Below are 12,601 nucleotides of genomic sequence, written 5' to 3' on the forward strand. Positions count from 1 at the left end.
CTTAATTTTGCTATATTTTATAGATTAAGAAAGATACATAAAAATTGAAAGTTAATTATTTTGGATTAATTAAATGACCAAAGATTCTCGGCGAAAACGTTTTCGCGCCAATTATCATTCGATTTTTTCCTCAAACAGCTTAGTTTCCTCTATTAGTTTTATTTTTATTGTTCAAGTTGACAAGTATTAATTTGGTTGTCGATTGTAAATGAAAGGTGCTGGCAATTAAATAGAGCTGTAAATGATTAATAAAAAAGGAGTCATATTCGATTTGGATGGTGTTATAGTTGACACGGCGAAGTATCATTTTTTGGCTTGGAAAAACCTTGCGTATAAACTAGGATTTGAGTTTACAGAAACACACAACGAATTATTAAAAGGAGTGAGCCGCGTTAAGTCCTTAGAAATTTTGCTAGATATAGGAAATGTTAAGCTTTCAGAAGAAAAAAAGCAAGAGATTTTAGTGAGTAAAAATGAAGAATACCTTAAGTATATTACTAAAATGGGGCCAGAAGAAATTTTACCAGGAGCAAGTGAATTATTGGATACACTCGATGAGATGGGAATTCAATATGTGCTTGGATCAGCAAGTAAAAATGCACCACTAATTTTAAAGCAAGTCAATTTATATGAACGTTTCATTGGAATTGTTGATGGAAACAGCGTTTCTAAAGCAAAACCAGACCCGGAAGTGTTTTTGATTGGGGCCAAAAAATTAAATTTAAAACCAGAGCAATGTATTGTTTTTGAAGATGCTATTGCAGGAGTAGAAGCAGCAAATGCGGCAAATATGATATCCATAGGTATAGGAGATAAAAACACGCTGAGTCAAGCCTGTTTTAATTTTAATAATTTAACTGAAATTCCAGATAATTTTTTTACAGAGGCTATTTCAGAAATAAATATTTAAGAGTAATGAATCAAGATTATATAAAACCAGACAATTGGTCTATTATAGAAGAAGGTTTTGATGCTAGTCGGGTTAAATCTTCAGAAAGCTTATTTAGTATTGGTAATGGCGCTATGGGGCAACGGGCTAATTTTGAAGAGCAATATTCTGGACCTACCTTTCAGGGTAGTTATATCGCTGGCGTTTATTATCCCGATAAAACCCGCGTAGGCTGGTGGAAAAATGGCTATCCAGAGTATTTTGCTAAAGTATTAAATGCGCCAAATTGGATTGGTATTAATGTAGATGTTAATGGCGAACAACTGGATTTATTTAGATGTAAGACCGTTAAAAATTTTAAAAGAGAGCTCAACATGCAAGAGGGTTGGCTGTTTAGAAGTTTTAGAGCTACATTGAAAAACGATACAACTGTTGAGGTTAAAATAAAGCGCTTTTTAAGTTTAGATTTGGATGAAATAGGTGCAATTAATTACCAAATTAAACCGATTAATAAGGACGCGAAAATAACCTTTCAACCTTATTTAGATTCGGGTATCACTAATGAAGACACCAATTGGGATGATAAATTTTGGGATACAATAAATGTAAGGCATAAAAACCATCAAGCATTTATTGAAGCTAAAACGATGAAGACTGATTTTTACACATGTACTTTCATGGAATCTAAAGTGTTTATCAATGAAAAGACAATTTTAACCGAACCCACAATAGAAGCCGATGTAAATTTAGCTTCCTTTAGTTATCAATACCCTGTAAAAAAAGGAGAAACCTATGCCATCCACAAGTTTGGTGGTTATGTTGTAGATACAAATCATAACAAATCTCAAGTAGTTGCAGCTTCAAAAAAAGTTTTAAGGACTGCTACAAAAAAAGGATTTAGTCAATTATTAAAAGATCAAAAACAAGCTTGGGCTAACATTTGGGAAATGGCCGATATCACTATTTCTGGAGATGTAAAAGCGCAACAAGGAATTCGATTTAATATTTTTCAACTAAATCAAACGTATTTAGGAAAAGATTCTAGGTTAAATATTGGGCCAAAAGGATTTACAGGAGAGAAATATGGAGGTAGTACTTATTGGGATACAGAGGCTTATTGCATTCCTTTTTATATGGCAACCAAAGACCAAAAAGTTGCTAGAGCATTACTAGAATATCGTTACAACCATTTAGAAAAAGCCATTGAAAATGCCAAAAAGTTAGGTTTTAGTAATGGAGCAGCTTTATATCCTATGGTGACAATGAATGGCGAAGAATGTCATAACGAATGGGAAATTACTTTTGAAGAAATCCATAGAAATGGAGCCATAGCATTTGCTATTTATAATTACTACCGCTATACAGACGATTATAGTTATATTCCAGAAAAGGGATTAGAAGTTTTAATAGGAATTGCTCGTTTTTGGCAACAACGCGCAACTTTTTCTACAGATAAAAACAAGTATGTTATTCTTGGAGTTACTGGGCCAAATGAATATGAGAATAACGTTAATAATAATTGGTATACTAATTATTTGGCAAAATGGTGCATTGATTATACGCTTGAGCAAATTGAAAAAATTGAATCTGAATATTTTGATGATTTTTTAAGAATAGCTAAAAAAGTAAAGCTTTCCAAAAAAGAATTGGCGTTATGGAAAGCAGTTGCCGATAATATGTATTTCCCGTATTCTGAAAAGCACCAAGTATATTTGCAGCAAGACGGCTTTTTGGACAAAGAACTAATTACAGTCTCCGATTTATCTAAGTCACAAAGACCAATAAATCAAAAATGGAGCTGGGATAGAATTTTGCGTTCACCATATATAAAGCAAGCCGATGTTTTACAGGGTTTTTACTTTTTTGAAGATAAATTTTCTAATGAAGAATTAGAACGACATTTTGATTTTTACGAACCATTTACAGTTCATGAAAGTTCATTATCTCCTTGTGTGCACAGTATTCAAGCTGCAAAATTAGATAGAATGAAACAAGCGTATACTTTCTATTTAAGAACATCAAGATTAGATTTAGATGATTACAATCACGAAGTGCATGAAGGCTTACATATTACATCAATGGCAGGAACATGGATGAGTATTGTTGAGGGCTTTGGTGGTATGCGCGTTAAAGATAATAAGCTTTCGTTTACGCCAAAAATTCCTAAACAGTGGAAAGGGTATTCATTTAAAGTGAATTTTAGAAACCATATTATAAAAGTTGACATCACTCAAAAGCAAACAAATTTTGAATTGATTTGTGGTGAAGGTTTAGAAATTTTGGTGAATGAAAAACCACATTTACTGAAGAATAAAGTACTAAAAGCGGTAAGCTAATCGTGTAATACAAAAAAAATGAAAAAGTTAATAATACTAAGTATAGCTATATTTTTATCGGTTTTAGAACTAGCCAATTGTCAAGAGTTAAAATCACCCAATGGCGAGTTTAATATGATTTTCTCTTTGGAAAATAACGGTACTCCTACTTATAAATTGTCTTATAAAAATCAAGACGTTATAAAACCTAGTCACTTAGGTTTGGAGTTAAAGGATGATGAAAAATCGTTGTTGAATGATTTTGTAATTCTCAATACCGAGAATTCAACTTTTGATGAAATTTGGAAACCTGTTTGGGGAGAAGAAAAAGAAATAAGAAACCATTATAACGAATTGGCAGTAAGTTTAAAACAAAATGTAACGGATAGAGAACTAATTATTCGTTTCAGATTATTTAATGACGGATTAGGTTTTCGTTATGAATTTCCTCAGCAGGAGAACCTAGTATATTTCGTAATCAAAGAAGAAAGATCACAATTTACTATGACAGGCGATCATACTGCTATTTGGATTCCAGGAGATTACGATTCTCAGGAATATGATTATACAGAATCAAAATTGTCTGGAATACGTGAAAAATTTGACAAATCAGTTACAGATAATGCATCACAAGAGCAATTCTCCAAAACAGGGGTTCAAACCGCGTTAATGATGAAATCTGCAGATGGATTGTATATTAATTTACATGAAGCTGCATTAATTAATTATTCATGTATGCATCTAAATTTAGACGATAAAAATATGATATTCGAATCGCATTTAACACCAGATGTAAATGGCGATAAGGGTTATATGCAGGCACCATGCAATTCGCCTTGGAGAACGATTATGGTAAGCGATGATGCGCGCGATATTTTGGCATCAAGAATGACATTGAATTTGAATGAACCTTGCGCTATCGAAGACACTTCTTGGATAAAACCAGTAAAATATATTGGTATTTGGTGGGAAATGATTACTGGAAAAAGCTCTTGGGCATATACAGATGAATTGCCGGCGATTCAATTAGGAGTAACGGACTATTCGAATGTAAAACCTAATGATATGCATGCCGCAAATAATATAAAAGTAAAGCGCTATATCGATTTTGCTTCAGAACACGGATTTGATGGTGTTTTAGTTGAAGGTTGGAATGAAGGTTGGGAAGATTGGTTTGGGAAATCTAAAGATTATGTATTCGATTTTGTAACACCATATCCAGATTTTGACGTTGATGAGATTCATAATTACGCCAAATCAAAAGGCGTTAAAATGATTATGCATCACGAAACATCTGGTTCTACAAGAAATTACGAGCGCCACATGGATCGAGCTTATAAATTTATGAAAGACAACGGATATGATGCAGTAAAAAGTGGTTACGTTGGAAATATTTTACCAAGAGGTGAGCATCATTACAGTCAATGGGTTGTAAATCATTATCAATATGCTATTGAAAAAGCTGCAGAATATAAGGTTATGGTGAATGCTCATGAGGCGGTTCGGCCAACAGGAATTTGTAGAACCTATCCTAATTTAATAGCAAATGAATCAGCTCGAGGAACAGAGTTTCAAGCATTCGGTGGTTCAAAACCAAATCATGTTACTGTGTTGCCTTTTACCAGATTAATTGGAGGGCCAATGGATTATACACCAGGAGTGTTTGAAATGGATATCAGCAAGTTAAACCCAAATAACGATTCTCATGTAAATAGTACGATTGCAAATCAATTAGCACTATATGTAACCATGTATAGCCCATTACAAATGGCAGCAGATTTACCGGAGCATTACGAGCAGTTTATGGATGCCTTTCAGTTTATAAAAGATGTTGCGATAGATTGGGATAAAAGCGTCTATTTAGAGGCAGAACCAGGAGATTATATTACAATTGCTCGACAAGAAAAAGGAAGCAATAATTGGTTCGTTGGAAATGTAAATGGAATAACACCCAGAACATCAGACATTAATTTAGAATTCTTGGAAAAAGGAAAAAAGTACAAAGCAACTATTTATGCTGACGCCGAAAAGGCACATTATAAAACTAACCCGCAAGACTATAGAATTACAACCAAAAAAGTGACAAGCCAGTCTAATCTGTCTTTGTTTTCTGCTTCTGGAGGGGGTTATGCAATTAGTATTATGGAATTGGAGTAAAATGAAAATTGCATTTAGTATTAAATAAATTGACCTTTTTCAAAAACAAAAATTAAATTAAATCCTGAATGAGAGCGCATTCAATAAAACATCTATTAATAATAATTACAATGTTTGGAATAAGTTGCGAACGAGATAAGGGAGTAATTAATAAGCCTCCGAAAGAAGTAAAAACTGCTACAAAAAAATATGTAGTATATCAAGTGTTTACCCGTTTGTTTGGCAACACAATTACGAATAATAAGCCTTGGGGGTCAATTGAAGAAAATGGTGTTGGTAAATTCGATGATATTACTGAAAAAGCTTTAGAAGAAATTAAAGATTTAGGAGTAAGTCATATTTGGTATACTGGTGTACCTCATCATGCAGTGATTAACGACTATACAATGTATGGAATTTCGAAAGATGACCCCGAGATAGTAAAGGGACGTGCGGGCTCACCCTATGCGGTTAAGGATTATTATAATGTAAACCCTGATTTAGCGGTGAATGTTGAAAACAGGTTAGAAGAGTTTCAAGCACTTATTGAACGAACTCATAAAGCAGGAATGAAAGTCATTATTGATATCGTTCCAAATCATGTTGCCAGAAATTATAAGGGCTTATCAAATCCAGAAGGTATTAAGGATTTTGGAGAAGACGATGATAGTTCAATAGCATATCATAAAAACAATAATTTTTATTATAATCCAGATGAAACTTTTAAAGTTCCTGAGTGGAAAAATGGATATTCGCCTTTAGGAAAGCAGAAAGACACTCTAGAGGATGGAGTATTTTTAGAACAACCCGCGAAATGGACAGGGAATGGATCTAGGTTGTCTCAACCGGATATGACTGATTGGTATGAAACCGTAAAAGTCAATTATGGTATATCACCCGATGGAAAAAAAGATTTTGACGAACTTCCAGTAGGTTTTGAAAATGAAGATTATAAAAGACACTATGATTTTTGGAAAGGAAAAATCGTTCCGAATTCTTGGATAAAGTTTAAAGATATTGCGCTGTATTGGTTAGAAATGGGTATTGATGGATTTCGTTATGATATGGCAGAAATGGTACCTGTAGAATTTTGGAGTTATATGAATTCTAACATCAAAATGAAAAATCCAGATGCGTTTTTAATGGCAGAAGTTTATAATCCATCACTTTATAGAGAATACATTAAAAAAGGCAAAATGGACTATCTGTACGATAAAGTTCAATTGTATGATACTATAAAAAGTGTGATGCAAGGAAAAGGGAAAACAGATTATATTCCTCTAATTCTTGATGATTTGAAAGACATAGAACATCATATGTTACATTTCTTGGAGAATCATGATGAGCAAAGGATAGCTAGTCCTGATTTTGCAGGAAATGCTGAAAAAGGAAAACCAGCAATGGTGGTTTCTGCAACGTCAACAACAGCACCTACCATGATTTATTTTGGGCAAGAGGTAGGTGAAGATGGCTCAGAGAATGCTGGTTTTGGCTTACCCACTAGAACCTCAATTTTTGATTATGTTGGCGTGCCTTCACATCAACGTTGGGTAAATAATAAACAGTTTGATGGAGGTCAATTAAAACCAGAGGAAAAGAATTTAAGAGACTTTTATAAAAGGCTATTAAATTTTACAATAAATAGTTCGGCCTTAGTCGAGAACTATCAAGATATTCATGAGTTTAATAGAAAATATACTGAGAATTATAATGATAAAGTATTATCCTTTGTGCGTTGGAGTGATAATGAAAAACTTATTGTTATATCAAATTTTGATGATAATAAACCTTTCGAATTTGATTTAAAACTTCCAAAAGAAATTATCAAAAAATGGAAATTACTAAATGGAGATTATCAATTTGAAGATCAATTATTCAATAAATTTAAATCAACTTTAAAAGTTAAAAATGAGTTAGGGAGTGTTAAAGTAAAATTAAAACCACTAGAGTCTTTTATTTTGAAACTAAGATAAATCATGAAGAAATACATATTCATTTTGTTATTCGTTTTTGTTCTTTTCGGTTGTGAAGAAAAAAAGGAAGTTATAAAACAAAAACCCGAAACTCATTTTGTTTGGGAAGGAGCTAATGTGTATTTTTTATTAATTGATAGATTTAATAATGGAGATGTTTCAAATGATGTAAATTTTGATAGAAATGAAGAAACTGGAAAGCTTCGCGGGTTTGAAGGTGGTGATATAAAAGGTGTTACTCAAAAAATTAAAGAAGGCTATTTTTCAGATTTGGGTATCAATGCCATTTGGATGACACCAATTGTTGAGCAAATTCATGGTGGAACAGATGAAGGTACAGGCTTGAGTTATGGGTTTCATGGTTATTGGGCAAGTGATTGGACGGCGATAGATCCAAATTTCGGAACCAAACAAGATTTAAAAGAATTAGTTGAAACGGCTCATAAACAGGGCATACGTGTATTGTTAGATGCTGTTATCAATCACACAGGCCCTGTTACAGATAAAGATTCTGTTTGGCCAGAGGAATGGGTTCGTACAGAACCGCAATGTGATTATCAATCCTTTACAAATACCGTAACCTGTACTTTGGTGAAAAATCTTCCAGATATTAGAACAGAAAGTAATGAAGAAGTTGAGTTACCTGCACAACTTATTGAAAAGTGGAAAAGAGAAGGTAGGCATGAGCAGGAGGTTGCAGAATTAGATGCGTTTTTCAAGAGAACGGGATATCGAAAGGCACCACGTTTTTATATCATGAAATGGCTCACAGATTATATATCAGAATTTGGAATAGATGGATATCGAGTTGATACTGTTAAACACACAGAGCCATATGTTTGGCAAGAATTTAAAGAAGCGTGCGATTATGCTTTCGCAGAATTTAAAGAGAATAATCCTAAAAAAGTAATGGATGACAATCTTTTTTATCTTGTAGGAGAGGTTTATAACTATAATATTTCTCATACTAAAGCCTTTAATTTTGGAGACAGACAAGTTGATTATTTTGATAAAGCTTTTAGTAGTTTAATAAATTTTGAGATTAAAGAGGATGCTGCACAACTGCCAATTGAAGAGATGTTTAATAAGTATTCTAATATATTACATTCAGAACTAAAAAATTATGGTGTTTTAAATTATTTAAGTTCTCACGATGATGGAGCACCATTTGATCCTATTAGAGTTAAACCGTTTGAAACTGCTACAAAATTATTATTATCTCCAGGTACTTCGCAAGTATATTATGGAGACGAATCTTCTCGTTCGTTAGTAATTGAAGGTACTCAAGGTGATGCTACATTGCGCTCTTTTATGAATTGGGAAGCTATACGTAAGGATACCGAAACGCAGCAAGTGCATGCACATTGGCAAAAACTAGGAAAGTTTAGAGCAAATCATCCCGCCGTGGGAGCTGGAATACATCAAATGATTACACAAGAACCATATTTGTTTTATCGAAGCTATCAAAAAGGAGATTATAGTGATTTAGTAGTTATTGGGCTCGACCTACCTAAAGGACAAAAGTTATTGGATGTGTCAAAAATATTGGATAATGGAAAAACTCTAAGAGATGCTTATTCTGGAATTGTAACTAAAGTTAAAAACGGAAAAGTCTTAATTGACTCTGTATTCGATATCGTGCTATTGGAATTAATATAATTTCTACTTTACAAATTGTATCATGCAGCTGATAGCTCTTAATAAATGTTCTGGCAGCTGATTAGTTTTCCAAGGATGTTTTGCACCAAAAACATGATTAGCGCCTTTTATTATTTCAAATTTACTATCTGGATGCCATTTATGAAGATATTTAGCTTCTTCGATTAGAACACTGGTATCACCATCACCATGAATAATTAAATACGGTATTTTTAAGTTTGAAACAGCTCTTTTTATAGTAAGTCGTTTTTCATTGGCTATAAAATCTTCGTAAAACTGATAAAAATGAGGCATTTGCTGTTTTGTGCGCCCATTTAAAACATATTTTACGCCATTTTTTTTCCATTTCATTAAATCTCCAGTGGTTGAGGTTCGCTTACCATAACTTGATACCCCAGCTAGACTTATTACTTTTTTAATTCGATTATCTTCTTCGGCTTTAATAGTTACTATACCGCCACCTCTGCTATGACCAATCAACGATATGTTTGATAAATCACCTGCTTCTTTAATATTTTCATTTTGATGAACCCAATCAACTACAGTTTCTAGATCGTCTAATTCTTTTGTATAATTGTTGTTTCCAAAAGCTTCCAAGTCTGGAAAATCTAGTGGTTGTTTAATAGTACCTCCGTTATGCGAAAAATTAAATTTTATAAACAAAAAACCTGCATCAGCAAAAGAAGTTGCCATTACATTCCAAGCGCCCCAATCTTTAAAACCTTTATAACCATGGCAAAATATCACTATTGGTTTTAAAGGAGTGTCATCTATATAAAAAACATCAGTAAGTATGGGTTTACTATGTTTTCCCTGTAAGCGTATGTTTTTGGTAATTATCATTTCAAACTTCTTTTTCAGTAAAATCGATATCAGGATTACAAATTTCTATAATAAGCTTTCTTAATTCTGTTTCAAAAGAAGACAAAGTCTCTTTTGTTATTGATACATCTTTAGTTCTGCTGTAAGTACTTTCTTTTTTACCAAATTTTAAGAATCCAGAATTAAGGTTTTTAAAAGAAATAATTCCAGCTTCTATTGGAAGTTTAATAGTATCAGTTTTTTGCATCATATAGGCATAAGTTAGAACTTGAAAACTTTTACTATACTTTTTATAATCCGAAATAATATCCTCCCAGTTTACAATTTCTACTTGATTTTGTTGCACACTGCCGGTTTTATAATCTATTATACGAGTTACCCTATTATATTCATCTATTCTATCAACTTTACCAGTTAACCTTATAGGAAAATTGAGCTCTGGCACATCAATTGAAATATCGTTATTTGCTTCAATGGCTATAATTTTAATTTGGTTTCCCGCTTTCAAATTTTTTATTTCTAAATCTAAAAAATTTGAAACATAGCGTTTCGCAATTTCAAAAATAATTAAGTTTTTGCCTTTGGTAATGTCACCTTCTTTGTATTCATTTTTAAAATGAAGTGTTACTTTATTTTCAATAGCGTGTTTTAATTTTTTGATAGATTCAACAGATAAAAATTCACCAACAAATGGTTTGTAAAAATCTTCAAGGGTGTTATGAACTACTGTTCCTAGTGTGTTAGATGCAACTGTTTCTTCTACATCAGCATGGTCTTTTATCTTTAATATTTTCTGATAGTAGAAATCGATAGGGTTTCTAATATAGTTGGTTAAAGATGACGGGGAAAACCCTTTTTTAGCAACTTCAATGATTTGCTTTTCTAACAATTCGGTTTTTTTAACAATATTTAATTGTTGTTTAACAACCGGTACATATGGCGCTATTATTTGATGCTTGATTTTATGTACGCCTTCTAGTTCTAATTGTGTAATGAATCTACTTTTTTCACCGCCTGTTAATATATCTGCTTCAGTATTGTATAATATGTAAATATTTTTGGCACGTTGTAATAGCCTATAAAAATGGTATGTATAAACAGCATCCTTTTCCTTGAATGTTGGTAAATTGTTTTCAATTTTCACGTCAAAAGGAATGAATGAATTATTGCTTTTTCCAGATGGAAGGACGCCTTCATTTACTGAAGAAATAATGACAGTTTCAAAATCTAAAACACGAGATTCTAACATACCCATTATTTGGAGACCTTGTAATGGTTCGCCCTGAAAATCTAAAGTTTCAGTACTCAATAATTCTTTATAAATGGCATATAACGTTTGAATATCTTTTATGTGTTGATTTTCTGAATTTAATCTTGAAAGCTCATTAAATAGTTCGTTAAAGCGAAACAAATATTCTAATAGTAACAAGTTAGAGCCTTTCTTTTGGTTTAAATTGTTTTTTATAACTAGTATTAATTGAGAACAATTTTTTAAGATTTTTTCAATAGATTCAGACCAGTTTGAAAACAACAATTCAATAATAATCTTGGCTTCACTCGCTATTTCTATTAAACGATCTATTTTTAAATATACTAGATTGTTGTTATCTATAGTCTCAATAAGTTTAGTAGCATAATCTACATTATCAATAAGTAATAGGGGGCGTATGAATTGATGTGATATAATGTTAATTATGTCTTTGTAGTAGTAGGATTTAGCAGTTGTTTTATGTAAAAGGAAGAGCGAATCAAAAAGAGGAGCTAAAGGGATGGATTTTAAAGGTAACCCCATTGTGATATTTAGGGCTTCGATATTTGATGGTAAAGAGTTAAGCAATGGCGTCAATAAATTTTCATCGCCTAAAACAATTGCTGTATTTTGCAACGACTCCTTCTCTTTTTTTATTTTTTTTAATAGCGAACCAATATATTTAGCTTGTCCTACATTTTTTGGAACGCCAAATACCGAAATATTTTTTTCACTTGAATAATTCTTAGTTACCCAATTAAAAGGATTGCTTTCAAAGAAGAACCAATTATTTTTATGATGACTCATGAATAATGCAGCATCATGTTTTGTATTATTCATAAAAACAGCATCTATATCCCAATATATTAGCGCTAGTTCGTTTTGAAGTAGTTCTTGTATTATGGTTTCTTCTGATGTGTTTAACGCATTAAACCCTAAAAAAACATGTTGTTTGTTTAAATTATCTTGACGATAAAACTCTAGGTTTTCAACTGCCTTTCTATAAATCAAACCTTGATAACCAATGCATTTGTTTAATAGGTGTTCGGCAAATTCTTCGTAATAGCTGTGGAGTCTATTCCAAAAAGCTAAATAATTTTTAACGAAATCTGTTTTGTTTTCCTCTAGCGACCAATGATTTAAATCTTGTATGGCACTTAAATAATTAAAGATATGTTCTTGTGGAATCAGGTATCTATCAATTTCATTAAAGTCTTGAAGTAGTACCTGTGCCCATTTGGAAAAGGATTCAAAGGAATCAAGAGATTCTTTATTGGCTAATTTAGAGTAACAAGTGTAAAATTCAAAAAGAAGTTCGGTATTCGAAATGCTTTTAAGCTGTGATAATTCTTCAACAAATTCCTCAATACTTAGAAAATTTGGCGAGAATATAGGTTGTTTTATAAAATGCGAAAGTTGATGTTTTAAAAATAGCCCAGCCCTTCTACTTGGTAATATAAATGTTACCTCGCTTAAGTTTATGTCTTTTTCTTTTAAATCAGCTAAAACATCAAAAATAAAAGTTGTCATTATATAAAAATAAAAAACGCTTCGGATA

7 protein-coding genes are annotated in these 12,601 nt (G+C 32.2%); 5 read left to right on the top strand and 2 right to left on the bottom strand.

Annotated features, from left to right (window positions below):
- Positions 1–244 precede the first annotated feature (244 nt).
- The 5 genes from pgmB (at position 245) to AC2D6V_RS04540 (ending at position 8,972) form a co-directional block, all read left to right on the top strand.
- Positions 245–910: a beta-phosphoglucomutase gene (gene pgmB, locus AC2D6V_RS04520; protein WP_484647513.1), complete on the top strand. Its 666-nt coding sequence runs from the start codon at positions 245–247 to the stop codon at positions 908–910.
- Between the two features lie 5 nt (positions 911–915).
- The gene (locus tag AC2D6V_RS04525) at positions 916–3,225 is read left to right on the top strand and encodes a glycoside hydrolase family 65 protein (RefSeq protein ID WP_484646859.1); all 2,310 of its coding nucleotides are present in this window, start codon (positions 916–918) and stop codon (positions 3,223–3,225) included.
- A gap of 18 nt (positions 3,226–3,243) precedes the next feature.
- Entirely contained in the window at positions 3,244–5,361 is a 2,118-nt protein-coding gene (locus tag AC2D6V_RS04530) for a glycoside hydrolase family 97 protein (protein WP_484646860.1), read from the top strand.
- A 110-nt stretch (positions 5,362–5,471) separates the two neighbouring features.
- A complete protein-coding gene (locus AC2D6V_RS04535) occupies positions 5,472–7,313 on the top strand; it encodes an alpha-amylase family glycosyl hydrolase (RefSeq protein WP_484646861.1) in 1,842 nt (613 codons plus the stop codon).
- 3 nt (positions 7,314–7,316) lie between these two features.
- On the top strand, positions 7,317–8,972 hold the full coding sequence (locus AC2D6V_RS04540) for an alpha-amylase family glycosyl hydrolase (protein ID WP_484646862.1): 1,656 nt from the start codon (positions 7,317–7,319) through the stop codon (positions 8,970–8,972).
- Between the two features lie 3 nt (positions 8,973–8,975).
- Here the strand turns inward: AC2D6V_RS04540 and AC2D6V_RS04545 are convergent, their stop codons facing one another.
- Positions 8,976–9,815 (bottom strand): alpha/beta hydrolase family protein, encoded by an 840-nt coding sequence (locus tag AC2D6V_RS04545; RefSeq protein ID WP_484646863.1) that lies wholly within the window; start codon positions 9,813–9,815, stop codon positions 8,976–8,978.
- Position 9,816: 1 nt separating this feature from the next.
- Positions 9,817–12,573 (bottom strand): PD-(D/E)XK nuclease family protein, encoded by a 2,757-nt coding sequence (locus AC2D6V_RS04550; protein WP_484646864.1) that lies wholly within the window; start codon positions 12,571–12,573, stop codon positions 9,817–9,819.
- Between the last annotated feature and the right edge of the window lie 28 nt (positions 12,574–12,601).

The organism is Algibacter sp. YIN40 (assembly GCF_057219435.1).